Raw genomic sequence first — 24,084 nt, 5'->3', positions numbered from 1 at the left:
TGCGCGAATGCGGACGGAGCGGGAGCAGCGGCTGATCGACACGGTGGCGTGGGTGCGGATCGAGGGCGGGAGGATTCTGTGCGCGCGGCCGAGCGGCAAGGACGTCTTCTACATCCCGGGCGGTAAACGCGAGGGGGACGAGACCGATCTGCAGACTCTCGTGCGCGAGATCCGCGAGGAGCTGACCGTGGAGATCGCCCCGGAGACGGTCGCTCACGTGGGCACCTACGAGGCATTGATTCCCGACGCGGTCGTGCGCATGGCCTGCTATACGGCCGAATACTCCGGCGATATCGCGGTCAGCAGCGAGATCGAGGAGATCGCCTGGTTCAGCTACGCGGACCGGCCGCACGTGCCGCCCGTGGACCAGCTCCTTTTCGATGACCTGCATGCCGACGGGCTGCTCGCGCACGGCTGACCATTCCCGGCAACTAGAACATGTTGTTGACAGTGACCTATAGGTGGGCATCGAGAGACTGGTCCGAATGTAGAACATGTTCTAGTGTGGTGGGCACAACATTTCCAGTGTCGGAAAGTTCAGAGGAGCCCACCACACCATGCGTACCGAGATCTGCGATCGCCTCGGCATCGACGTGCCCATCTTCGCCTTCACCCACTGCCGGGACGTGGCCGCCGCGGTCAGCAACGCGGGTGGTCTCGGTGTGCTCGGCGCGGTCGGGTTCACCGCCGAGCAGCTCGAGGTCGAGCTGCAGTGGCTGGACGAGCACGTGCAGGGCGTCTACGGCGTCGACCTGGTCATCCCGTCCAAGTACGAGGGCAAGGGCGTCGAGGGCCTGAGCCCCGAGGAGCTGGAAGCCCAGCTTGCCAAGCTGGTTCCGCAGGGTCACCGCGACTTCGCGGAGAAGATCCTCAACGACCACGGCGTGCCGCACCTGCCGCCGGAGGAGAAGCACAACCAGCTGCTGGGCTGGACCGCCACCACGGTCGCCCCGCAGATCGAGGTCATCCTCAACCACCCCAAGGCCAAGCTGGTCGCCAACGCGCTGGGCACCCCGCCCGACGACGTGATCAAGCAGATCCAGGACTCCGGCCGCCTGATCGGCGCGCTGTGCGGTTCGGTCAAGCACGCCATGAACCACAAGAACGCCGGACTGGACTTCGTGGTCATGCAGGGCACCGAGGGCGGCGGCCACTGCGGCGAGATCTCGTCGATGGTGTTGTGGCCTCAGGTCATCGACGCGATCGGCGACATGCCGGCGCTCGCGGCCGGCGGTATCGGCGACGGCCGTCAGGTCGCGGCGGCGCTGGCCATGGGCGCTGCGGGCGCGTGGACCGGCTCGCTGTGGCTGACCGTCGAGGAGGCCAATGTGCCGCCCGCGCAGATGCAGACCTACATCGACGCCACCAGCTCCGACACCGTGCGTTCGCGCTCGTGGACCGGCAAGCCGTGCCGCATGCTCAAGAACGACTGGACCGAGGCCTGGGAGGCCGAGGACACCCCGAACCCGCTCGGCATGCCGCTGCAGATGATGGTCGCCCTCGACGGCGTCAAGCGTGGCCACCGCTACCCCGAGCAGGCCAAGGACGTGAACTTCAATCCGGTCGGCCAGGTCGTCGGCATGATGAACAAGATGGAGCGCTCCGCGGACGTGATGCAGCGCCTCATCAACGAGTACCTCGAGGCATGCGAGCGGCTGAACAAGCTCAACAACGCCTGATCCACACCGCCTGATCCTCAGGACAACCACATGGCCTGATTCTCAGGACAATTCGGCGCGCCGGGTAGCCACTACCCGGCGCGCCGTCGCATATCCGCAGGTAGCAGCACGGGAAGGGCTGCGCCGCCATTGTTTCGAACTTCGCGCGACCCACCATGGAATGAACGCTGGGTGTGACCGCGAAACGTAGCGCGCAGACCTGGTCCTTCAGGGCCAGGTTGGCGCATCAACGCGGTGACACACCAGCGCGCTACCAAGTCACTTATGGGAGTGAAGATGGTGAAGCGGGCATACGAGTACCGCTCTTATCCGACTCCCGAACAGGTACAGCAGCTTTCGCCAACTTTCGGTTGCGTTCGTTACGTCTACAACCGCGCCCTCGCCGAACGGTCTCGTGCGTGGACGCAGGACCAGCGGCGGATCTCCTACGCCGAGTCCGACAAGATGCTCACCGGATGGAAACGCGATCCCGAAACCGCGTGGCTCACGGAGCCGTCGAAAGGACCGCTGCAAGCGGCACTGCGGAATCTTCAGGGCGCGTTCGACAAGTTCTGGCGCAAGCAGACCAGGTACCCGCAGTTCAAGAAGAAAGGCCGGTCGAAGGACTCGGCCACCTACTTCTCGAACTGCTTCACCTACCGCAACGGCCGGATCAAGCTCGCGAAACACTCCGAGCCACTGGATATTCGCTGGTCTCGCCCGCTGCCCGAGGGTGTACAGCCATCGCAGGTAACGGTGTCACGCGACAGTGCGGGCCGCTACCACATCTCGATCTTGATCGAGGAGACGATCAGCGAGCACACCCAACCGAAACCACCCTGGGTGTGGATGCGGGCATCACCTCGCTGTACACGCTCTCGAAGGTTTCCAACCCCCGACACGAGAAACAGGACCGGGCCACGCTGGCGAAGGCTCAGCGTGCCCTGTCCCGGAAACAGAAGGGCTCGAACAACCGGGCCAAAGCACGTCTGCGGGTCGCGCGTATCCACGCTCGGATCTCCGACCGCCGCAGGGACCATCTGCACAAACTCTCCACTCGGCTGGTGCGCGAAAACCAAGTGATCGCCATCGAGGATTTGAGTGTGCGCAACATGGTCCGGAATCGTTCGCTGGCGCGAGCGATCTCGGACGCGAGCTGGTCGCAGTTCCGGTCCATGGTGGAGTACAAGGCCGACTGGTACGGCCGCACCGTGGTTGCGGTGGACCGGTTCTATCCGTCGTCCAAGACGTGCTCGACATGCGGGCGTATCGCGGACTCGTTGCCCCTTCACATCCGAGAGTGGACGTGCCTGTGTGGCGCGGTCCACGACCGGGATGTGAACGCCGCCAAGAACATACGTGCCGCAGGGCTTGCGGCGCTCGCCTGCGGAGATGGTGTGAGACCGCCCCGCAGCTGATGCGGGAAGGCAACCGTCGATGAAACAGGAACACTCTGCCGCGAGGCAGGGAATCCCCGCCCGTCAGGGCGGGGAGGATGTCAAACAGGTCTCCGAACCTCGTGCGACTTGCCGATTCGGGTCGCTGATTGCGAAGATTTGCGGGATATGTTGCGCACAAATCCATTACGCCTGTCGGACCGCCTGTCCCCGGCCCAACGCCGCCTGCTGCAAGCGGTCGTATCGCTATTGATCGTGGTCGCACTGGCCGTCGCGATCACCGTCCTCGAAAAACGCGGCGGCACAGACAAACCGGAATCGAGTGGCCCGCCGATTCCCGATCGCGGCGCGCAACCGGCCGGATCGGCCAAGGAGATCAACGCGCTGCTGGGCAAACTCAAGGTGGCCGACGAACTGCCGATGACCGGTTACTCGCGCGAGCGTTTCCCGCACTGGGACACCGAGAAGCCCGAGCACGGATTCGGTGACAGCTTCGCGCAATACAGCCGCTGCACCACCCGCGAGGTGGTGCTGCTACGCGACGGGACCGGACCGGTGAAACTGGATCCGAGCAGCTGCAAACTGACTCTCGGCGCCGATGCGGGCTGGCGCGATCAGTACGGGGTCATGGACAAGAAGACCAATGCCCTCAAGCCTTACAAGTGGACCACCGATTCGTCGGGCCTGGACATCGACCACATCGTGGCGCTGGCCGAGGCGTGGCGATCGGGCGCGGCGAAACTCGATGACGATACCCGCCGTCATATCGCCAATGACGCGGTGAACCTGGTGATTTCCGATCCCACCGCCAACCGTTCCAAGGGCGACCAGGATCCGTCCAGTTACCTGCCGCCCGGAAACTTCCGGTGCGCCTATATCGGGCACTACATCCAGGTGAAACTAAAGTACGGATTGAACGTCGACACCAAGGAACAGTCCGCATTGCAGACAGCGGTGAAGGACTGCATCAGCAAGGGAGAGTTCACATAGTCGCCATCGTCGAAATCCAGAGCGAGGCAGCCGTCATGACCCGGGAAGAGGGAACGGTCTCCGGGGATCTCGATGTGACGCTGGACTACTCGGGCCACGGGCTCGTGCGCTATCGCGGTACCGCCACCTGGTACACCATCGGAAATCTGGAGGACGAGGAGCCGCGCAGCTGGACCAGCGTGCAGGACCTGGCCACCGCTATCGCGAGCGAGAGCGGTGGCCGCGACGCCGCCGGCAATGTGGTGCCGTTCGAGGCGTGAACGCTAGTCGCGCGCGGCTTTCAGGGCCTCGGCGCGGGTCTTGACGGCTTCGGTCATGCCGGTGAAGCCCTTGCGCAGCGCGCCGCCGAGCAGACCGCCGACCACCACGGACAGCGGGCCGTTGAGCTGGAAGTGCGAGTCGTAGCGGGTGCGGCCGTCGCCGAGATCGGTGATCAGGTGCGAGCGTTCGCTGCTGAGCACGCCGAGCGGCGCGGGCTTCATGTTGTAGCTGAACTCGCGCCCCGGGGTGCAGGAGCGGATGAACTCGCGCTGCTGCTTGGGCGGGCCGACCAGCTGCACGCGCATGTCGATGGGGGAGCCGGGTTCCAGGGTGGTCTTGCACTCCAGGACGAAGGGATTCCATTCCCCGTACGCGTCCACATCGGTGAGCACCTGCCAGACCAGCTCGGCGGGTGCGTCGATCTCCACGCTTTTGTCGATGACGAAGGCCATGGGGGAACAATACTGACACCAGTTCTAGATGGCGGGGTGGGTCTCACTCCGTGGAGGCACCCGCATCTCGCTCCGGCGGGGGATCCCGGTGACCGGGAGGCACTCCTACCGTCCGGGCATGACGGTTGAGCAGGCCCCTCCGGTGGTGCCCAGACTGCGGGAACTCGACGCGCTGCGCGGATTCGCCCTCGGCGGAGTCCTTCTGGTCAATATCGAGATCATGTCGGACCCGAGCGGATTCGCGCCCGGCGCCGCGAGAACCCTGTCAGAGGCGCTGTTCCACAACAAGTTCTATGTGCTGTTCTCGTTCCTCTTCGGTTACTCGCTGACCATGCAGTTCCGATCCGCCGAACGAGCCGGGGCGAGCGGGCGCGGTCGCACGGTGCGAAGATGCCTGGCGCTGATGGCAATCGGGGTGGTGCACGCGGTGTTCTTCTTCACCGGGGACGTGCTGTTCGGCTATGGGGCGATCGGGCTGGTGTTGCTGGTGATCGGCCGGCGGCTGCGACCACGGGCAGCGCTCTGGGTCGCGGCCGCGCTGTACGGGATCGGCACGCTGGTCATCGCGGTGATGACGGCCGCAGGCCGAGAGGACGTGGTCTCGCTCGCGGAGCGCGACCGGCTGCTCGATATCGCACGGGCCGGCTGGGGGACGGCCGCCGCGTGGCGGTGGGAGCTGTTCGCGGGGCGGCTGCCGACCTTCTTGCTGTTCGGACTGTTCAACGTCCTGCCGCTGTTTCTGGTCGGTCTCGCCGCGGGCACAGCGCGACGGCTCGAATCACCCGAGCGATATCTGCCGTGGCTGCCTCGCGTGCAATGGGTAGGTTTCGGTGCCGGACTGCCGATTTCGGCATCGAATGCAATAACGCAGTGGCCGCCCCTCGCGGGTCCCGCCATGGTCGCCGGTCCGCTGGTGGCCGCGGCGTACGGGGCCACGCTGCTGCGGATCAGCCACAACCATCCCCGGGTGGCCGAATTCTTCGCACCCGCGGGCCGGACCACCGCCACCATCTATATCGGCCAATCGTTGATCACGTCACTGATCTTCACCGGCTATGGGTTGGCCCTGGCGGGCCGCATGACGGACTGGACGGTCCTGGCGATAGCGGTCGTCCTGTACACGGCGCAGCTGGCCCTCGCATCCAGCTGGACCCGGCGGCACCGCTACGGCCCGATCGAATACCTGCTCCGCGCAATCACCTACGGCCCCGGCCACTTACGCCCCAGCCCCCGTACCGTCGACTCATGACTCTCGCCGAGCGCTACCCACTCCTGCACGCCCCCGCCCGCTGGGAGTGGGGCGGGCTCGACGTCCAGTTCTCGACCGAGCTGCCACCCGGCGACCTCGTCACCAATATCCACGTCGTCTGTTTCGTCGGCGACCGCATCGTCCTGTGCCGCGATGACCGCGATGTCTGGATCCTGCCCGGCGGCACCCGCGAGGCCGGAGAATCCATCGAGTCCTGCGTCATCCGGGAACTCGCGGAGGAGGCGGGCGCCGAACTGGCCGGACCCATCCGGCAATTCGGTGCGCACTACGCGACGACGGACCGGCCCGCGCCGTATCGCCCCTGGCAGCCCCATCCGCACAAGGCTTGGCTGTGGTGCACCGCCGAGGTGCGGCTGACGGGCGCACCGACCAATCCCGAGGACGCCGAACAGATCCAGGAAGTCGGACTGTTCACTCTCCCGGAAGCCCTGCGCCGAGCACCCTCGGACGGCCACCACCTCCCCGAACTCCTGAAGCTGGCAGTGGAACTCACCCGTCCGAACGCCTGAACGGCACCACAGCCGAATACCCTTACTGGGATAAAGTTCGGCGCCGGTGTCGATTTCGCCTGTGGCTTTTCGTGTAGGAGGTGAACGGTCGCGGAAGAGCGGTCCGCCTGAGCGAAGGAGCATCCCATGCGCAAGGTCAACGCCACTTTGTCCATCACTCTCGACGGAGTCGTCCAGGGCCTCGGCCGTCCGGACGAGGACACCCGCGGTGGCTTCACCCACGGGGGCTGGGGCGGCGAGTACAACGACGACGTCATGGCCGCGGAGATGGGCAAGAGCATGTCGAACCCCACGGACATGCTGTTCGGACGCCGGACCTGGGCGGACTTCATCACCGCCTGGGCCACCCGCATCGACGACAACCCGTTCACCACGCACATGAACGCGGCCACCAAGTACGTCTGTTCGAGGACTCTGGATAACGCGGACGCCTGGCAGAACTCGATCCTGTTGTCGGGTGATGCCGCCGAGACGGTGGCCGAACTCGACACGGAAGTCGGCAGGGACCTGACGATCATCGGTAGCGCCTCGCTGGTTCGCGACCTGCACGCCGCCGGCCTGGTCGACAGCTACACGCTGCTGATCCATCCGCTCACGCTCGGCACCGGCATGCGACTGTTCGAGGGCGGCGCCCCGCTCACCGAATTCGAGCTCACCGGCAGCGTCACCACCACCAAGGGCGTGATCATCGCCCACTACACCCGTCTGTGAGGTAGGAATCCATGCAGAAGTACCTGCTGTCGATCTACCAGCCCGAGGGCGAGGCGGATCCCGCGGCCATGGTCCGGATCGTGGCCGATCTGCACCGGTCAACGAGGAACTGCGGGAGAGCGGCTCGTGGGTGTTCACCGGCGGCCTGCACGCGCCCGGCACGGCAACCGTCGTGCGCGCTGACGGCATGCTCACCGACGGTCCGTATATCGAGGGCAAAGAACACGTCGGCGGGATCTGGGTGATCACCGCACCCGATCTGGACGTCGCACTGGAGTGGGGCCGCAAGGCGGCCGCCGCGACCACGCTGCCGATCGAAGTCCGCCCGTTCCAGGACGTCGAACCGTATTGAGTCCGGCACCGGAGGAGATCGCGGCCGTGTTCCGCGCCGAGTACGGCAGAGCCGTCGCCGTGCTCGTGCGCGGACTCGGCGATATCAGCACGGCCGAGGACGCCGTCGCCCACGCGTTCACCACGGCCCTGCAACGCTGGCCGGTCGATGGCATGCCCCCCAGCCCGGCCGGCTGGATCATCACCACCGCCCGCAACCGGGCCGTCGACGAATTGCGCCGCGAATCGGTCCGCGCGCACAAACACGCCGAGGCTCAGCGCCTCCACGGCCCGGAGGAACCCGACGAGGAGGGCCCGGTGCGCGACGACCGTCTGCGGCTGATCTTCACCTGCTGCCACCCGGCCCTGGCTCTCCCCGCGCAGGTGGCGCTCACACTGCGGCTCCTCGGCGGGCTCACCACGGCCGAGATCGCCCACGCGTTCCTCGTGCCCGAACCAACGATGGCGCAGCGCCTCGTCCGAGCCAAGGCCAAGATCCGTGACGCCAAGATCCCCTACCGGGTGCCCCGCGACGCCGATCTGCCCGACCGGCTCGGCGCGGTACTCGCGGTGCTCTACCTGATCTTCAATGAGGGCTACGTCGCCACCTCCGGCACCGAACTCGCTCGCGCCGAACTCTGTGCCGAGGCGATCCGCCTGGCCCGGCTACTGGTCGAGCTCATGCCCGACGAGCCGGAGACCGCGGGGTTGCTCGCGCTGATGCTGTTGATCGAGGCCCGGCGCGACGCCCGCACCGACCTCGACGGCTGCCTGGTCCGACTCGCCGACCAGGACCGCTCCCGCTGGAACGCCGACCTGGTGACCGAGGGTCGCGCGATTACCCGCGCCTGCCTGCGCCGTAATCGGCCGGGCCGGTACCAGATTCTGGCCGCGATCAATGCCGTGCACACCGACCCCGTCACCGACTGGACGCAGATCCTCGCGCTCTACGACCAACTCGCGCACTTCGACACCGGCCCGGTGGTCGCGCTCCACCGCGCTGTCGCGCTCGCCGAGGTTGAGGGCCCGGCAGCCGCACTGCCGGTGGTGGAGGATCTGAATCTCGAGAACTACTACCTATTTCACGCGATCCGCGGTGACCTCCTCGCCCGCCTCGGGCGACCAGCAGAAGCCGGTCAGGCCTTCGACGCCGCGGCGCAGCTCACCAGGAACCAGTCGGAGCGCACTTTCCTGCTCGCCCGGCGCGACCGACTGGGTCGAACCGACCGCTCCCGCAACGACTGACAGACAACTTCTCAGCATCCGGCTTCAGGTCGGCTGCGTGACTACCCCCGCTACGAGGAGGGCGACAGCGCGTTCGACGCGGTCGGTGTCGCCGGTGATCCACCAGTCCATGATGAGGCCGCGGATGCCGGAGACGAGCAGCGTCGCCGAGGCTTCGGGGTCGGGCAGGCTCGGGTCGATGCGGTGCAGGGACTCGGCCATCGGGGTGACCACCGCGGTGATCGCGTCGGTCGCGTAGGGCCGGAAGGGACTGCCGGGAACGGTTGCGGCGCCGAGGACTTGGAGCAGGGCGCGCAGGCTCACCGCGCTGTCTCCGGCGGTATTGCGGTCGAAGGAGCGGGTCAGGCGGGTGGCGAGGGTGGCGGTGTCGTCGATGCCGGAGAACATCGCGCCGATGTCGGGGCGGTGGGATTCCAAGGCGGCGACCAGCATCGCCTCCTTGGTGCCGAAGTAATGGATCAGCATGCGGGAGCTGGTGCCCAGGTATTCGGCCAGGGGGCGCAGTGAGAGTTCGGTGAGGCCGTGGTCGGCGATGTAGGCGATGACGCCTTCGAGGAGCTGCGCGCGGCGGGCGTGGTCGAGTGGGCGGGGCACCGGTTGACTGTAGCGGGTGCTACAGGTATTCATGTCTCCATGAGTGTAGCGATTGGTACAGAAACTAGACGGGACGTGGTGGTGACGGCGATGGCGGCGACCACCTGCCTGGGGGCCGGCCTCGACACCACCTGGTCACGGCTGCTCGTGGGGGACAGTGGGATCGGCACGCTCACCGACGATTTCGTCACCGCGAATCAGCTGCCGGTGCGGATCGGCGGACGGCTGGTGACACAACCGGGGGAGCGACTGACCCGGATCGAGCAGCGGCGGATGTCGTTCGTGCAGCAGCTCGCGCTGGTGCTGGGACGGCAGGTGTGGCAGGACGCGGGGGCGCCGCGGGTCGAGGCGGAACGGCTGGCGGTCGCGGTGGGCACCGGGCTCGGCGGCGGGGACGCACTCATCAATGCCGTGGACCTGATGAAGGCCGGGGGCTACCGGAAGGTGCCGCCCATGACGGTGCCGATGGTCATGCCGAACGGCCCGGCCGCCACGGTCGGCCTGGAGATCGGCGCGAAAGGCGGTGTGTACGCGCCTGTTTCGGCCTGTGCGTCGGGCGCGGAGGCCATCGCCCACGCGTGGCGGCTGATCGCCACCGGTGAGGCGGACGTGGCAATCGCGGGCGGCGTGGAGGGTCATATCGACGCGGTCCCGATCGCCAGTTTCGCCATGATGCGGGCCATGAGCACCCGCAATGACGAACCAGAGCGCGCCTCACGGCCTTTCGACCGGGACCGGGACGGCTTCGTCTTCGGCGAGGCGGGGGCGCTGCTGGTGCTGGAGTCGGCCGAGCACGCGCGGGCGCGGGGTGCGCGGGTGCTCGGCCGGGTGCTGGGCGCGGGCATCACCTCGGACGGCTATCACATCACCGGCACCTCGCCCGATGGCGACGGCGCGGCCCGCGCCATGCGCAAGGCGCTCGCGGCGGCGGGGCTGACAGGCGCGGATGTCGACCATGTCAACGCGCACGCCACCGGCACGCCGGTCGGTGACGCGTCGGAGGCGAAGGCCCTCATGGCGGTGACGCCGCACGCGTCGGTGTACGCGCCCAAATCGGCGCTAGGACATTCGATCGGCGCGGTAGGCGCGCTGGAGGCGATCCTCACGCTGCGCACCCTGGCGGAGCAGATCGTGCCGCCCACACTGAATTTCGAGAATCCGGACCCGGGGATCGAGCTCGATGTGGTCGCCGACAAGCCGCGCGAGCAGCGGCTGCGGTACGCCCTGAGCAATTCGTTCGGCTTCGGCGGCCACAACGTCACGCTGGCGCTCGCGCCCGCCTGAGCGGAAATTGGCTCGGCACAACGCGATTCAGGCAGGTCAGGGCAGTTTGTCGGTCTGGACACGCGGATCCAGTTTGCGCAGGGTGTCGGGCCGGTCGGTCAAGCAGGGCCAATCCCGGCTCACCGCTTCGAGTGTGGCGTGCCCGGCGGGAATGAGGGCGTCGGCGTCGGGCCGGTCGGCCAGGGTGTCGCCCAGCTGATCACTGGCGGGGCGGTCCAGCGGCTGGATGACGGTGTTGGGCAGGTCCAGCAGTACCGTGAGGATGTCCCAGCGCCCAGGCGGGATCAGGGCGCGGGCCGCGGCCAGCGCGGTGGCCGGGACGATGATGGTGTGCCCGGCGTCCGCGGTCGCCCACACCACCGATTGCACGTAGGCCACGCGATGGGCCCAGGCGGTCAGCGCGGCGGTGTCGAAGACGACGCCGCCCAGGGTCGGGGCAGCGGGGCTCATGCCGCGCCGGCGTGATCGCCGGGAGCCTCCTCGTCATCGGATAAAGGTGGCAGGCCCTGCACCGCCCGGGCGCGATTGATCAGATCCAGCGGCGGTCGGCCGCCGAGCGCGTTCTCCAGGCGGGCCAGCGAGTCGGCGCGGTCGACGCGCGCCTTCACGGACTCGGCGACGAACGCGGAGATCGAGGCGATGCGTCCGGAGCTGCGCCAGTCGTCGAGAGTGGCGGCGATGTCCTCGGGCATCGTCACGGTTATCTTGCGGGTGCGACGCGGTCTCGCCATACCGCGATAGTAAAGCGGTATGTGCGGTGGACAAAAGCTGACACCCGCGCCGAGCGCCGGAACCGCAGGGGCGCAATCCCGCACGAAATCGGGCTATTCGGATCGGCGTGATCGGAAACCTGCCGGTCAGGCACGGGGGCGGGTTCGATACGGTGGAGTGTGCCCACCGCCGTGGGCATCGCCGCAAATCTCCAGTCAAGAGGACATAACTCGATGGATCAGAGTTCGATCGTGTGGGCCGACGGTGCCATAGTCACCATCGACCAGCGAGCCCTGCCGCACCAGGTGCGGGAGCTGCGGATCACGACGGTCGACGAGGTCATCGACGCCATCAAGACGCTGGCCGTGCGCGGCGCGCCCGCCATCGGCGTGTGCGGTGCGTTCGGTGTGGTGATCGCGGCCCGGGCCGCCACCACCGACGGCGTCCTCGACACCGCCCGGGTCGAGGACGAGGCCGCCCGCATCGCGGACGCGCGCCCGACCGCGGTGAACCTGGCGTGGGGTGTGCAGCGGACGCTGACCAAGCTGGCCGAGGGCGTCGAGGCGCTCGAGGCCGAAGCGCTGGAGCTGCTGGCCGAGGACGGCCGGGTGAACCTGGCCGCCGCCACCGAGGCCGCCGATCTGATCCAGCGGCTGTGCGGGGACCGCCCGCTGCGGCTGCTCACCCACTGCAATACCGGCCGCCTGGCCACCACCGCGTGGGGGACCGCCATCGGCGCGCTGCGGGTGCTGCATCAACGTGGCGCGCTGGCCGAGGTGATCGTCGACGAGACCCGCCCGCTGTTGCAGGGCGCGCGCCTGACCGCGTGGGAGATGGCCGAGGCCGGGATCCCGCACCGGCTCACCATCGATTCGGCGGCGGCGTGGGCCATGGCCACCGAGGGTGTGGACGCGGTGGTCGTGGGCGCGGACCGGATCACCGCCGACGGGGCCGTGGCCAACAAGATCGGCACCTACATGCTGGCCATCGCGGCCGCGCACCACGGCATTCCGTTCATCGTGGTCGCGCCGGAATCGACGCGCGACATCTCCACCGCGCGCGGCTCCGACATCGTGGTGGAGCAGCGCGCGGCCGTCGAGGTGACCGGATTCGGCGGCGTCGCAACGGCTCCCGAAGGCACGGCCACCTTCAATCCGGCCTTCGACGTCACCCCGGCCGAGCTGGTCACCGCCGTGGTCACCGAGTTCGGCGTGCTCGAGGACCCGTCCGCCGCCCGCACCGCCGCCGGTGCGGCGACCGCGCCCGGATCGGCCGCGGCCGTCGGCGCCGAGATCGCCGACATCGCGCGCGGCCTGTACGCGAGCGGCTGGATGCCGGGCACGGCGGGCAATATCTCTGTGCGCCAGGGCGATACGGCCGTCATCACCGCGAGCGGGCTGTCCAAGGGCGAGCTCACCGCCTCGGACATGGTCACGGTCGCCGTGGTCGACTCCCGGCCCGTGGACGACTCCGGCCGGGAGCCGTCGGCGGAGACCACCATCCACACCGCCGTCTACCGCACCCGCGGCGCGGACGCCGTGGTGCACGTGCACCCGCCGCACGCCACGGCCGTGTCGATCCGGACCGGCGGAAACGGAATCACCACCGCACGTTTCGCCGGATACGAGCTGATCAAGGGCCTGGGCTCGACCCGCCCGGACCTCATCGACATCCCGGTGTTCCCGAACCACGCCGATGTCCCACTGATCGGCGCGGACATCGAGAAGTATCTGACCGAGCACCCGGAGGCCCCGCCGGTGCTGTTCATCGCCGGGCACGGCATCACCACCTGGGGCGCGTCGCTGGCGCAGGCCCGCGACCGCGCCGAATGCCTCGAGGCGATGTGTGAACTGACCACTCTGACCGGGCACCAGGAGCTCCCGGTGCGCGACCATGTGTGAAACGAATACCGCGTTCCGAGAAGGGAACCTCCGATGACCCTGTTGCAGATCATGTCCGACACCGACGCCGGTGAGGTCGTCCTGCGCACCGATGACGACGCGGTGATCGCCGCCGAGCTGGGCAAGCGCGGCATCACCTTCGAGCGCTGGCCGCTGCTGGAGGGCTTCAGCGCCGCCACCACGACCGAGCAGCTGCTGGCCGAATACCAGGGCCGCATCGACGAATTGAACGTCGACGGCCGCTACAAGTTCATCGACGTGGCCCGCATCCACCCCGACGACGCCGACCCGGAGTGGCCTGCCAAGGCGGTCGCCGCGCGCACCAAGTTCCTCGACGAGCACCGGCACGCCGAGGACGAGGTCCGTTTCTTCGCCGCCGGCGCGGGCTGCTTCTACCTGCACCTGGGCAATGAGGTGCTGGCGACCGTGTGCACCGCGGGCGATCTGGTGTCGGTGCCCGCGGGCACGCTGCACTGGTTCGACATGGGCACCCGCCCGGAGTTCGTGGCCGTGCGCTTCTTCGAGGAAGAGGACGGCTGGATCGGCGATTTCAGCGGCGACAAGATCTCCGCGGGCTTCCCGACCCTGGACGAATTGCTGGCCCCGGCATGATCAAGGTGGTCGTGCTCGATATCGAGGGGACCACCAGCCCGACCAGTTCGGTGCGGGAGGAGCTCTACGGCTACACCCGGGAACGGCTCCCGGGCTGGCTGGCCGAGAACGTAGGTGGCGACGCCGATCCCGTCATCGAGGCCACCCGCGCCCAGGCGGTTCGCCCGGACGCCGACGCTGCCGAGGTGGCCCGGATTCTCATCGAGTGGCTCAACACCGATGTGAAGTCCGAGCCGCTCAAGGCCGCCCAGGGCATCATCTGCGCCGAGGGGTTCCGCAACGGCGCGCTGCACGGCGAGTTCTTCCCCGATGTCGCCCCCGTCCTACGGGCCTGGCGTGACGCGGGGCTGGAGCTCTACATCTATTCGTCGGGTTCGGTGCGCAATCAGAAGGATTGGTTCGAATTCGCGCGCGGCGGTGATCTGTCCCCGCTCATCAGCGGGCATTTCGACCTGTCGACCGCGGGCCCCAAACGCGAGGCCGCGTCCTACGAGAAGATCGCGAGCACCATCGGCGTTCCGGCCGAACAGATCCTGTTCCTGTCCGACCACCCGGGCGAGGTGGACGCCGCGGCGGCCGCGGGCTGGCAGGCCATCGGCGTGACCCGCCCGGGCGAGCCGAACAGCCCGCGCGGCCCGCACCGCTGGATCAGCGATTTCGCGGACGTCGTCCCCAACTGACCGGCGCCGCAACGGCGCTGGTCGAAACGACCATAGAGATCGAGCCCGCCCGGCACACGCCGGACGGGCTCGAATCGTCTTCGCCGAAGAACCGCTCACCGCACCCCGGCGGTGGCGGCCCGCTCGATGAGGTACTCGACGAGCGTCATCAGCACGTTCTTGGCCGAGCCGCGATCACGAGCGTCGCAGAGCAGCACCGGGATTCGCTCGTCCAGGTCGAGTGCGTCGCGCACCTCGGCCGGGGTGTAGAGCGGTGCGCCCTCGAAGCAGTTCACGGCCACCGTGAAGGCGACGCCGCGACGCTCGAAGAAGTCGATCGCCGCGAACGACCCCTCGAGCCGGCGGGTATCGGCCAGCACGACCGCGCCCAGGGCGCCGCGGGCCAGCTCGTCCCACAGGAACCAGAAGCGATCCTGTCCGGGGGTGCCGAACAGGTAGAGGACCAGGTTCTGGTCGATGGTGATGCGGCCGAAGTCCAGCGCGACCGTGGTGGTGGTCTTGCCTTCCACCCCACGCAGATCGTCTACGCCGGCGGACAACTCGGTGATGAGTTCTTCGGTACGCAGCGGAGTGATCTCACTGATCGCCCCGACCATGGTTGTCTTGCCCACGCCGAAACCGCCCGCGATGAGAATCTTCACCGAGGCGGCCATGGGCGCGGCGGAATCAAAGTTTTCGGATGCCATCGAGTACCGCTCGCAGAATGTTGAGGTCACCGGGCGCGGCTTCGGGGGAGGCCGGGGCCCGGAACTTGAGGATGTTGTCGGAAATCAGGTCCCCCACCAGGATCTTCGTTACCGCCAAGGGCAACCGCAGGGCGGCCGAGACCTCGGCCACCGTCAGCGGAAGCCGGCACAACCGCACGATTTCCGTGTATTCCGGCTCGGCACGCCGCAGCGGTGGGGCGGCGTTCGGCACCACCACCACTGTCAGCATGTCCAGATCGTGCCCCGCACCCATGGTTCGGCCACCGGTCCGTGCGTAGGGGCGCACGAGCGGACCAGCCGCGTCATCGAACCACTGTTCCCCCGGCCCCGCGCTCATGACAGCCGCGGGTTGCCTTGTCCGGCCAGGTTGTGGCGCGGCGTGGTGGACAGGTAGTTGCCGACCCGCTGCACGGTCAGGTTCATCTCGTAGGCGACCATGCCGAGGTTGGCCTGTTCGGTGGCCTGCAGTGCGAGGCAGGCGTGGCTGCCGGCGGCGGTCACGAACAGCACCGCGCGCTCGAGTTCGATGACCGCCTGGCGGACGCCGCCGCCGTCGAAGCGGCCACCCGCGCTGCGCGCCAGCCCGTAGAGGGTGGAGGACATGGCACCGAAGTGCTCCGCGTCCTCACGGCTCATGGCGGATGAGCGGCCCAGCAGCAGTCCGTCGGTGGAGTGCACCACCGCGTGACGGACGCCCGCTAGCCGGTCGACCAGATCATCGAGTAGCCAGTTGAGATCACCAGCGTTTGAGGTGGTCACCGTCGCCTTCCTGTCGTTCCTGCTGGGTGCCTTCGAAAAAGGCCTGGGACTCAGGCCCGAACGAACCGGGATCGGCCTGGCGGCCCTGCCTGGTTCCGTTTTCGATGGCGGAGAAAAGGTCTCGGGCCTGCTCGGCCGTGCGGGTGGCCTGGACCGCCGACTCGGGGGTCGACTGCTCCTTCGCCAATTCCGGTGCGAGACTTGCCTGCCGGTGCCGTCGCGGAAGCGCGGGCCGGGTGTCGGAGCCAGTGTAATGGGACCGATCGTGTTCGCGAGCACGGAAGCCGTTTTCGGACGGCGGGACCGCGCCGTTCTGCAGGTCCAGTCGCGGCTGCTGCGGCGGTTCGGGCCGCGGCGGCGAGGTGGGCGGGTCGAACGGCGTCGCCGCCCCGAAGGACATGACCGGCGGCACGGCCGAGTCGGTCGTCGGGCCCAAGGTGCTGGTGGGCGGCGCGAAGGACGTCGTGGGCGGGGCGAAGGAGCCGGTCTGCGGGGCGAACGAACCCGTCGACGGACCGAAGGGCTCCGGCTCGGGCTCGGCCGGGGTGACCGGCGGCTCGGGCGGAGTCGTCAGCGGCGCATCGTAGTTCAGCAGCGGCAGATCATAGCTCGAGGTCATCGACGGCGGGACCGCCGGGGCGGCAGGCAGCTGCGGCAGCGCGGCTACCGCGGCCGAGGCGGCGGACAGCCCGCCCGTCTCGAGCTGACGCGGCGCCACCGGGATCTCACCGGTGCGGCCGGAGGCCTGCACGGTCAGAACGGTGGGTACGAGCACGATAGCGCGCACGCCGCCGTAGTCGGATTCGGTGAGCCGCACCGTGATTCCGTGGCGCGAGGCCAGCTGGGCGACCACGAAGCGGCCGAGGCGGAAGTCGTCGGGCAGCATGGCGACACCGAAATCCGGGGCCTCGCGCAGCACCTCGTTGATCCGCGCGAGCTCTTCCTCGGGCATACCCATGCCCTGGTCGATGATCTCGATGGCGACACCCTTGCCGACCACGTTGCCGCGCACCTCGACCTGCGACTGCGGCGGCGAGAAGTGGGCGGCGTTGTCGACGAGCTCGGCGAGCAGGTGCACGAGGTCGGCCACGGCGCTGCCGACGATCGACACCTCCGGCAGGCGGGCGATCTTGACGCGGGTGTAGTCGGCGGTCTCGCCGACGCTGGAGCGCACGATCTCGAGCAGCTGCACCGGGTTTCGCCACTGCCGGCCGGGCTGACCGCCCGCGAGAATGATCAGGTTCTCGGCGTTGCGGCGTTCGCGGGTGGCGAGGTGGTCGAGGCGGAAGTAGATGTCCAGCAGCGCCGGATCCTCCTGCTGCGACTCCGCGGCGTCGAGGATCTCCAGCTGGCGGTGCACGATGACCTGGCTGCGGTGGGCGATATTGAGGAACATCGCCTTGACGCCCTCACGGGTGCGGGCCTCGGTGATGGCGGCCGACACGGCGGAGGCGTGGGCGTGGGTGAACGCCTTGGCCACCTGGCCGATCTCGTCGTGGCCGAAGTCCAGGATCGCCTTCTCGTCGGCCGGGTCCAGCGGGCGGCCGTCGCGCAGCTTGGCCATGATCTCGGGCAGCCGCTCGTCGGCGAGCACCAGCGTCTCGTCGCGCAAGCCCTTGAGGCGGCGGATGATCCGGTTGGCGAGGATGAGCGAGACCAGGAAGGCCAGCGCCGACACCGCCACCATGGCGCCACCGACGAGGGCGGAGTTACGGGCGTCGGTGTCGGCCACGTCGGCCGCGGCGCGCTCGTTGTGCTTGCTGTTCTTGTCCCACAGCTTGAGGACCTGAGCGTTGAGGCGCGACACCGTGTCCCGCCATTCCTGCGGGGTGAAGGTCAGCGGCGCGACCACCGGGGGAGTACCGGGCTTGACCGGAGGCAGCGTCATGGGGTCGAGCGCCCGCGAGAGCAGGACGTTCTCCATCATGACGACCTTCGTCCAGTCCGGGTCGTTCATCAGGGCCTGCATGTCGGCATTGCCGGCGCCGCCGTCACCACCGGCGAGCACGCCGAGGTTGACGCGGTAGGTGCCTGCCACACGGGAGAATTCGATGGCCAGCTCGGGCGGGAGCGCACCGCCTGACAACAGCACCTCGGCCACCGCGGCTTCACGGGAGAGCATTTCGGCCGACTGCACGATCTGCAGGCCGTTGATCATCTCCATGGCGACCGCGGCATTGGGCGCGCGGTCGGCGACGATGCGGGTGCCGATCCAGATGAACTCGAGCACCTTGCCGTAGAAGTAATAGGTGTCCGACACCGATACGCCGTTGGTGTCGATTCCGGTGCGCAGTCCGGCGAGCTGGCGGGTGAGGGTCAGGAACCCGCCGACGTCGCCGGTGACCGATTCCGGACCGGATTCGCGCATGGAGGCCGATACCGGCGCCATCCCCAGCAACGCGTTGTCGAGCCGGGTTCGCGCCTGCGCGAGGGCCTTCGGGTTGGCGTCGTCGCCACCGGCCATCTGCGCCAGCGAGAGCTGGCGCTCCTGCTCGACCGCGGCGATCAATTCTCCGGTGGGCGCTCCGGCGGCGGACAACGCGTCCGCCCATTCCCGCGCCTGCTTGCTCTCGACCACCAGGTACCCCGCGCCACCCACGCCGATCGCGAGCAGCGCCAAGCTCGGGACGAGTGCGATGGCAAGCACGCGGGTGCGGACCCCGAGCCTTGCTCTGAACATCGGGCAAAGGTAACGGGGCGTAGGTCACAAATGCCGCATCGATCCCGTTGGGCGGGAGTGCGTTTGACAGACTGGGTCATACATGATGGTGCATCGCATTCGAAGCCGTCAAACAGCAATCTGATAGCTACCCTAATAGGTGGCGGCACAGCACGATTCGCACCGCTCAGGCGTGTCGCCGCGAATCGACGGCATGGGACGAATCGGGCATGACGTCCGGCGGTTCGCGCTCGATCAGGACCGTGGGCAACAACACGATCGCGCGCACGCCGCCATGATCGGAATCGGACAAACGCACCGAAATGCCGTGCCGGGCGGCCAGCCGCGACACCACGAACAGACCCAGTCGCGAGTCCTCGGACAGCCGGGTGACCGCGAAGTCCGGTGCGGCGCTCAGCAGCTCGTTGCGGCGGTCCAGATCCTCGGCGGGCATCCCCATGCCCTGATCGCTGATCTCCACGACCACGCCACGAGCCACCACCGTGCCGGTGATCTCCACCCAGGACTGCGGCGGGGAGAAGGAGGCGGCGTTGTCGACCAGTTCGGCCAGCAGGTGCACCACATCGGCGACCGCTGCGCCGACCAGGAAACCGGCTGGCAGACGGCCGATCCGGACCCGCTGATAGTCGGCGGTCTCGCCGGCGGAGGAACGCACCAGTTCGAGCAGGGGGACCGGGTTGCGCCACTGTCTGCCGGGGCGGCCACCGGCCAGGATGATCAGGTTCTCGGCATTGCGGCGTTCCCGGGTGGCCAGGTGGTCGAGGCGGAAGTAGATGTCCAGCAGCGCCGGATCCTCCTGTCGCGCCTGCGCGGCGTCGAGAATCTCCAGCTGACGGTGCACCACGACCTGGCTGCGGTGCGCGATATTGAGGAACACCGACTTCACGCCCTCGCGGGTGCGGGCCTCGGTGAACGCGGCGCCGACGGCCGCGGCGTGCGCGTGCCCGAACGCCCGTGCCACCTGCCCGATCTCGTCGTGCCCGCGGTCGAGGACCGGTGCGGCGGCATCGATCTCGAGGTGCTCGCCCGCGGCGAGGCGTCGCATGGTCTCGGGCAGTTCGTCGTCGGCGAGGGCGAGGGTGCGGTCCCGCAGTCGCCGCAGCCGGCGGATGATCTGGTTGGCCAGCGCCAACGCGACCAGGATCGAGATCGCGCCCAGCCCGACCATGCCCGCCCCGGCCCACACGGATTTGCGGGTGGTGTCGGAGGCCGCGGCCACCGCCAGCCGCTGGGCCTCCTCGTTCTCGGCCTGCCAGAGTTCGGCCAGCCCGTGAGCCACCTCCGCGGCGCTGCGCTGCCACTGGTCGACAGGGACCGGAAGCGGTTGCGGCGCGGACCGTTTGGCCGACCCCTCCGGCACGGCCAGCGTGCGCCGGGCCAGCACCGGTTCCACCTGACCCAGGTGCAGCCAGGCGGCGCTCCACACCAGGGCGCGCGCGGCGGCGGCCTGCTGTTCGTCGGGCGCGGCCACGATGGCGGCGACCGCGGTGCGGTAATAGCCGACCAGGCTGAGATACTCGGCCCCGAGCTCGGGGGAGAGGTGGTTGCCGTCGAGCAGCGACACCGCCAGCGCGTTGGCGCGGCTCATCGCCTCCAGGCAGTGCAACACGTCCGCCGCCTGGGCCAGCTCCACAGCGGTGGCCGAGTCCGGCGCGGAGCGCTGGGCGACCTCCACGCCCGCCATCACCGACTGCGGAATGCGGTTGTAGAAGGCGTAGGCCTCCGCCGCGGGAACGGTGCCCGCGTCGATCCCGGACCGAATCCCCGCCAGCTGCTTACTCGTTTCCCCCATCGCCGTGGTGGCCTGCCCCATGGAATCGGGCCCGATCCGCGACAACTCCGACTGCGCGGGCGCGAGCAGCCGCACCGCCGTATCCAGCCGCTGCCGCGCGGTCGTCAACTGCCGCACCTCGACATCCACCCCGGCCAGCCGCCACAAGGTCAGCTGACGCTCGGCCTGCACCGCCTCGATCAACTCACGGGTGGGCGCGATCCCGGCCTGCATCTCACCCGCCCAGGTTCGAGCACGGGATGCGCGGTCCACCAGGACACCGGCCGCACTGTTACCACTGACCGCCAGCGCCAGGCTCGGGACCAGCGCGATGGCCAGGACCCGGGTCCGGACGCCGAGCTTCGGAAAACGCATCGCCGCAACGTAGCCGGGCGTCAGATGCGCGGTCGGCGCGAGTCCTTTTGTGCGGGATGGTGTTTGACAGCGCTCCGGCGCGTCCCGTAGGCCCTGGTCGTGGGGCATCCGTTAACCTGCGCGCCAACTGGGAGATTACTGCGAGTCGGAAACGGGCTAACCTGCAGCACTACGTTCAGCCGCGCCCGGGACATGAGCCGCGCCGCCGGACCTCGGGGACGCGACGACGGAGGAGACGAAGTGCAGCACAGGAAACGCGTGTGGTCGGTCGCGATCGCGACAGCGACCGCCGCGATGTCGGCCGCGACGCTGGTGGCCGGATGCGGGTCGGACAGCAAGGGCGACAACGAGGTCCACAACATCATCTACCTGCTCGGTGACGGTATGGGGCGGACCCATGTCACCGCCGCACGCCAGCGGTTCGAGGGCGCGGGCGGGCAGTTGCAGCTCGAGAAGCTGCCGTACGTGGGCGCGGTCGCGACCTACGCGGTGGAGCCGAACAGCGCCAAGCCGTCGCTGGTGACCGACTCCGCGTCCGCGGCCACCGCGTGGTCGTCGGGTGTGAAGACCTACAACGCCGCCATCGGCGTGGACGCCTACGGCAAGTCGGTGCCGACGCTCATGGAGCAGGCCAAGGCCGCGGGCTTCGCGACCGGCAATGTCAGCACCGCCGAGATCACCGACGCCACCCCGGCGGGCATGTTCAGCCACGCGCTGCTGCGCGGCTGCCAGGGCCCCACCTTCAGCGACTCGACCTGCCTGCCCAAGAAGGCCGACGGCAGCTACGAGGCGCAGCCGGCGGACAAGACACTGGTCACCCCGATCGCCGAGCAGATCGCGCGCAACAACACCGCCGACGTCATCTTCGGTGGCGGCCTGGCCCGCTTCGAGCCCGATGACCAGAAGGCCATGCTGGACAACGGCTATGAGGTGCTCGGCTCCATGGGTGATCCCGCGCTGAAGGCGCAGACCGCCGAGAGTCAGAAGGTGGCCACCGCCGCCGACCTGAAGTCGGTGACCGCGCAGAAGGTGATCGGCCTGTTCAATCGCGGGAACATGACCGTCACCAATGCCCGCAACGCGCTGCCGGATTCGGCTCCGCAGAAGCAGGAGCCGACGCTGAAGGACATGACCACCAAGGCGATCGACCTGCTGTCGGCGCGCAAGGGCAAGGGCTTCCTGCTCCAGATCGAGGGCGCGCTCATCGACAAGCGCTCGCACGCCAACGACGCCGCCCAGACCCTCGACGAGGTCAAGGCGTTCGACGACGCGGTCGCCGCGGCCATGGACTTCGCCAAGAAGGACGGCCACACCATGGTGATCGTGACCGCCGACCACGAGTGCGCGGGCTTCAACATCATCGAGAAGAACACCTTCACCAACGCCGAGGCCGTCGCGCCGCCGACGAACGTGGACGCCACCAACCCGGCCAACAACAGCAAGCCCGGCCGTGACGGCAAGGACAACGTGAAGGACCCGGTCCGCTCGCCGGGCCTGGTCAACGGTGCGGGACAACAGGATCCGCGCAACTTCGCCCCCGCCACCTTCCGCACGCCCGACGACCCGGCCGAGGTGAAGGACGGCACGCCCGAGGCGAGCCTGTGGCTGACCTACCTCTCGGGCAACCACACCGGCGCCGACGTGCAGATCTACGCCTACGGCCCGGGTGCGCAGGTGTTCGCGACCAGCCAGGACAACACCTCGCTGTACACCAAGATGCACAAGGCGCTGCTGCCGTGACGCGGCGAGCCGGAGCGGTGATCGCGGGTCTGCTGGCGGTGGCGGGCCTGGGCGCGGGATGTTCCTCCGCGCCACAGCCCGCGAACCCGGCGCCCGCGGCCGCTCCGGTGGCCGCCCCGCGCACGACCGAGCCCCCGGCCGCGACGCTCGCGATCCCGGCGGGGGAGGTGCGGCTGGCGGCCGGGCCGTTCACTGATCGGGTGCGGCTCAGCGGCACCCGTCTCGAAGGGTCTTCCGTGCGCGGCACTCTGGCGATCACCTCCGATGTCAGCGATGTGCTGGCGCTGGAGGTGAGTGCGGCGTTCTACGACGCGAATGGCCGACTGGTCGGTACAGGGATGTTCCAGCACGCCGACGAGGAACCCACCGGCGGCGGGCCGCACGTACCCAGCGTGAACGGCATTCCGTTCACCATCGTGTCGGCTCCGGCCGATGCTCCGGTGTCGGCGGCGGTGCTGTCGATTCCGGTGCTGGTGAACGAATAAGGTTGAGCCGCAAGCCTTTCGGCGATCCCGCGCACGCACCCCTCGTACGTGCGCGGGATCAGGGCCCGACCCGTCGACGCTGCCTTCACAGGCGGGAGATTTCCTGCCCGGGGTAGTACTGGCTGTTTCTTCGCTCGCCGATCTCGATCGGTTACACAATTCGCAGCAAAATGCTGGAATTCCGGCAATATGGACAAAATGAATGCGGCACCCCGTCCGAGACGGAGTGCCGCATCGCCCGTGGCCGGGCGGTCGCCGATGCGCTTGTCGTCAGGTGCGTTTCGCGTACTGGGCCGCACCGGCCCAATCGAGCATCACGCACGGCTCGTCGCCGAGGACCCAGGCGTCGTGACCGGCCGGACAGAACAGGTAGTCGCCGGGGCCGATCTCGGATTCCGCCCCGTCGTCCATCCGGATCCGCAGCCGGCCCGAGATGCAGTAGCCGACGTGCATGGCCTGGCAGGTGTCGGTGCCGGCGATCGGCTTGACGTGGGTGGACCAGCGCCAGCCCGGTTCGAAGACCGCGCGGCCGAGCGCGCCGAACGGCGTCTCGATCAGGTCCATCCGACCCGTTCCCGCCTCGAAGGGGCGGGTTTCGTCCGGAGTGTCGAGGCTGCGCACGACCACACCGCGACCCTGGCCGTCGGCCATATTGTCCTCGCGCAGCAGATCCAGGTTGTGGAAGACCGCCGGGCCGTCGCACAGTGCGGCGATCTCCTCGGCGAAGCGGGCGGTCTCGGGCAGGTCGGAGTTCTTCATCGCCTCTTCGTAGGAGGGGAACTCGACCATCTGCATATAGGTGTTCGGGTGATCGCGATCCTTGGCCTCGAGACCGCGGACGGCCGTGCGCTTGCCCGCCGTCGCGGTGAGCCACGCGTCGAGTTTCTCGTTGAACTCATCGATGTGAGTGGTCGTGAACTCGATCGTCTGAACGAACTTGGTCATTGTGGGCACTCCTTCGA

24 protein-coding genes and 2 pseudogenes are annotated in these 24,084 nt (G+C 68.4%); 16 read left to right on the top strand and 10 right to left on the bottom strand.

The genetic code is table 11. From position 1 onward, the window contains the following. The first annotated feature begins 7 nt into the window (after nucleotides 1-7). From ABZ412_RS04950 to ABZ412_RS04930, 5 genes and pseudogenes are all read left to right on the top strand, one after another. The gene (locus ABZ412_RS04950) at nucleotides 8-418 is read left to right on the top strand and encodes an NUDIX domain-containing protein (protein WP_357276451.1); all 411 of its coding nucleotides are present in this window, start codon (nucleotides 8-10) and stop codon (nucleotides 416-418) included. Nucleotides 419-557: 139 nt separating this feature from the next. Further along, nucleotides 558-1,679 (top strand): nitronate monooxygenase family protein, encoded by a 1,122-nt coding sequence (locus tag ABZ412_RS04945; RefSeq protein WP_357276449.1) that lies wholly within the window; start codon nucleotides 558-560, stop codon nucleotides 1,677-1,679. 264 nt (nucleotides 1,680-1,943) lie between these two features. Continuing rightward, a pseudogene (locus ABZ412_RS04940) lies at nucleotides 1,944-3,076 on the top strand (RNA-guided endonuclease TnpB family protein). 147 nt (nucleotides 3,077-3,223) lie between these two features. Continuing rightward, on the top strand, nucleotides 3,224-4,045 hold the full coding sequence (locus ABZ412_RS04935) for an HNH endonuclease family protein (RefSeq protein WP_357276446.1): 822 nt from the start codon (nucleotides 3,224-3,226) through the stop codon (nucleotides 4,043-4,045). Nucleotides 4,046-4,080: 35 nt separating this feature from the next. Beyond that, the gene (locus ABZ412_RS04930; RefSeq protein WP_357276444.1) at nucleotides 4,081-4,305 is read left to right on the top strand and encodes a hypothetical protein; all 225 of its coding nucleotides are present in this window, start codon (nucleotides 4,081-4,083) and stop codon (nucleotides 4,303-4,305) included. Between the two features lie 3 nt (nucleotides 4,306-4,308). Here ABZ412_RS04930 and ABZ412_RS04925 read toward each other — a convergent pair whose 3' ends face one another. Next, nucleotides 4,309-4,758, bottom strand: a complete 450-nt coding sequence (locus ABZ412_RS04925) for an SRPBCC domain-containing protein (RefSeq protein ID WP_357276443.1) — start codon at nucleotides 4,756-4,758, stop codon at nucleotides 4,309-4,311. Nucleotides 4,759-4,876: 118 nt separating this feature from the next. Here ABZ412_RS04925 and ABZ412_RS04920 point away from each other — a divergent pair, with 118 nt between their 5' ends. The 5 genes and pseudogenes from ABZ412_RS04920 (at nucleotide 4,877) to ABZ412_RS04900 (ending at nucleotide 8,823) form a co-directional block, all read left to right on the top strand. Beyond that, nucleotides 4,877-6,007 carry a DUF418 domain-containing protein gene (locus tag ABZ412_RS04920; RefSeq protein ID WP_357276440.1) on the top strand — a complete coding sequence of 377 codons (1,131 nt, stop codon included), beginning with the start codon at nucleotides 4,877-4,879 and terminating at the stop codon, nucleotides 6,005-6,007. Further along, complete coding sequence (locus tag ABZ412_RS04915; protein WP_357276437.1) at nucleotides 6,004-6,537, top strand: NUDIX domain-containing protein; 534 nt, start codon at nucleotides 6,004-6,006, stop codon at nucleotides 6,535-6,537. The genes ABZ412_RS04920 and ABZ412_RS04915 overlap by 4 nt, the downstream gene beginning before the upstream one ends. 126 nt (nucleotides 6,538-6,663) lie before the next feature. Further along, nucleotides 6,664-7,248, top strand: a complete 585-nt coding sequence (locus ABZ412_RS04910; RefSeq protein WP_357276435.1) for a dihydrofolate reductase family protein — start codon at nucleotides 6,664-6,666, stop codon at nucleotides 7,246-7,248. 11 nt (nucleotides 7,249-7,259) lie between these two features. Beyond that, a pseudogene (locus ABZ412_RS04905) lies at nucleotides 7,260-7,600 on the top strand (YciI family protein). Continuing rightward, the gene (locus ABZ412_RS04900; RefSeq protein ID WP_357276433.1) at nucleotides 7,597-8,823 is read left to right on the top strand and encodes a sigma-70 family RNA polymerase sigma factor; all 1,227 of its coding nucleotides are present in this window, start codon (nucleotides 7,597-7,599) and stop codon (nucleotides 8,821-8,823) included. Before ABZ412_RS04905 ends, ABZ412_RS04900 begins: the two are co-directional and overlap by 4 nt. 24 nt (nucleotides 8,824-8,847) lie before the next feature. Here ABZ412_RS04900 and ABZ412_RS04895 read toward each other — a convergent pair whose 3' ends face one another. Then, complete coding sequence (locus tag ABZ412_RS04895) at nucleotides 8,848-9,417, bottom strand: TetR/AcrR family transcriptional regulator (RefSeq protein WP_357276431.1); 570 nt, start codon at nucleotides 9,415-9,417, stop codon at nucleotides 8,848-8,850. A 39-nt stretch (nucleotides 9,418-9,456) separates the two neighbouring features. Here ABZ412_RS04895 and ABZ412_RS04890 point away from each other — a divergent pair, with 39 nt between their 5' ends. Beyond that, nucleotides 9,457-10,701 (top strand): KasA/KasB family beta-ketoacyl-ACP synthase, encoded by a 1,245-nt coding sequence (locus tag ABZ412_RS04890; RefSeq protein WP_357276428.1) that lies wholly within the window; start codon nucleotides 9,457-9,459, stop codon nucleotides 10,699-10,701. A gap of 36 nt (nucleotides 10,702-10,737) precedes the next feature. Here ABZ412_RS04890 and ABZ412_RS04885 read toward each other — a convergent pair whose 3' ends face one another. Next, a complete protein-coding gene (locus ABZ412_RS04885) occupies nucleotides 10,738-11,151 on the bottom strand; it encodes a hypothetical protein (protein ID WP_357081746.1) in 414 nt (137 codons plus the stop codon). Further along, nucleotides 11,148-11,432, bottom strand: a complete 285-nt coding sequence (locus ABZ412_RS04880; RefSeq protein WP_357276426.1) for a hypothetical protein — start codon at nucleotides 11,430-11,432, stop codon at nucleotides 11,148-11,150. The genes ABZ412_RS04885 and ABZ412_RS04880 overlap by 4 nt, the downstream gene beginning before the upstream one ends. Before the next feature lie 213 nt (nucleotides 11,433-11,645). Here ABZ412_RS04880 and mtnA point away from each other — a divergent pair, with 213 nt between their 5' ends. From mtnA to mtnC, 3 genes are read left to right on the top strand one after another with little or no spacing between them, the layout of a single operon-like run. Continuing rightward, a complete protein-coding gene (gene mtnA / locus ABZ412_RS04875) occupies nucleotides 11,646-13,313 on the top strand; it encodes an S-methyl-5-thioribose-1-phosphate isomerase (RefSeq protein ID WP_357276423.1) in 1,668 nt (555 codons plus the stop codon). Between the two features lie 33 nt (nucleotides 13,314-13,346). Next, on the top strand, nucleotides 13,347-13,925 hold the full coding sequence (locus ABZ412_RS04870; protein WP_357276421.1) for a cupin: 579 nt from the start codon (nucleotides 13,347-13,349) through the stop codon (nucleotides 13,923-13,925). Beyond that, on the top strand, nucleotides 13,922-14,605 hold the full coding sequence (mtnC, locus tag ABZ412_RS04865; RefSeq protein ID WP_357276418.1) for an acireductone synthase: 684 nt from the start codon (nucleotides 13,922-13,924) through the stop codon (nucleotides 14,603-14,605). Before ABZ412_RS04870 ends, mtnC begins: the two co-directional genes overlap by 4 nt. Before the next feature lie 95 nt (nucleotides 14,606-14,700). On the opposite strand, the gene ABZ412_RS04860 is transcribed toward mtnC, so the two are convergent. The 5 genes from ABZ412_RS04860 to ABZ412_RS04840 all read right to left on the bottom strand — a co-directional run bounded on the left by ABZ412_RS04860 (nucleotide 14,701) and on the right by ABZ412_RS04840 (nucleotide 20,897). Beyond that, entirely contained in the window at nucleotides 14,701-15,291 is a 591-nt protein-coding gene (locus tag ABZ412_RS04860; protein WP_357081736.1) for an ATP/GTP-binding protein, read from the bottom strand. Beyond that, a complete protein-coding gene (locus ABZ412_RS04855; protein WP_357081734.1) occupies nucleotides 15,272-15,649 on the bottom strand; it encodes a DUF742 domain-containing protein in 378 nt (125 codons plus the stop codon). Before ABZ412_RS04855 ends, ABZ412_RS04860 begins: the two co-directional genes overlap by 20 nt. Next, the gene (locus ABZ412_RS04850) at nucleotides 15,646-16,071 is read right to left on the bottom strand and encodes a roadblock/LC7 domain-containing protein (protein WP_040857697.1); all 426 of its coding nucleotides are present in this window, start codon (nucleotides 16,069-16,071) and stop codon (nucleotides 15,646-15,648) included. Before ABZ412_RS04850 ends, ABZ412_RS04855 begins: the two co-directional genes overlap by 4 nt. Continuing rightward, nucleotides 16,049-18,751: a nitrate- and nitrite sensing domain-containing protein gene (locus ABZ412_RS04845; RefSeq protein WP_357276415.1), complete on the bottom strand. Its 2,703-nt coding sequence runs from the start codon at nucleotides 18,749-18,751 to the stop codon at nucleotides 16,049-16,051. Before ABZ412_RS04845 ends, ABZ412_RS04850 begins: the two co-directional genes overlap by 23 nt. A 166-nt stretch (nucleotides 18,752-18,917) precedes the next feature. After that, nucleotides 18,918-20,897, bottom strand: a complete 1,980-nt coding sequence (locus ABZ412_RS04840; protein WP_357276413.1) for a nitrate- and nitrite sensing domain-containing protein — start codon at nucleotides 20,895-20,897, stop codon at nucleotides 18,918-18,920. A gap of 240 nt (nucleotides 20,898-21,137) precedes the next feature. Here ABZ412_RS04840 and ABZ412_RS04835 point away from each other — a divergent pair, with 240 nt between their 5' ends. Then, a complete protein-coding gene (locus ABZ412_RS04835; protein ID WP_357276410.1) occupies nucleotides 21,138-22,637 on the top strand; it encodes an alkaline phosphatase in 1,500 nt (499 codons plus the stop codon). Next, the gene (locus ABZ412_RS04830; protein ID WP_357276408.1) at nucleotides 22,634-23,122 is read left to right on the top strand and encodes a hypothetical protein; all 489 of its coding nucleotides are present in this window, start codon (nucleotides 22,634-22,636) and stop codon (nucleotides 23,120-23,122) included. The genes ABZ412_RS04835 and ABZ412_RS04830 overlap by 4 nt, the downstream gene beginning before the upstream one ends. Nucleotides 23,123-23,392: 270 nt before the next feature. On the opposite strand, the gene ABZ412_RS04825 is transcribed toward ABZ412_RS04830, so the two are convergent. Next, entirely contained in the window at nucleotides 23,393-24,067 is a 675-nt protein-coding gene (locus tag ABZ412_RS04825) for a cupin domain-containing protein (RefSeq protein WP_357276406.1), read from the bottom strand. Nucleotides 24,068-24,084 lie beyond the last annotated feature (17 nt).

It is taken from the genome of Nocardia sp. NPDC005746, assembly GCF_040630785.1.
GTDB lineage: Bacteria > Actinomycetota > Actinomycetes > Mycobacteriales > Mycobacteriaceae > Nocardia.
Note: the sequence above shows the minus strand (reverse complement) of the source record. Positions and strands in the feature narration are given on the sequence as shown.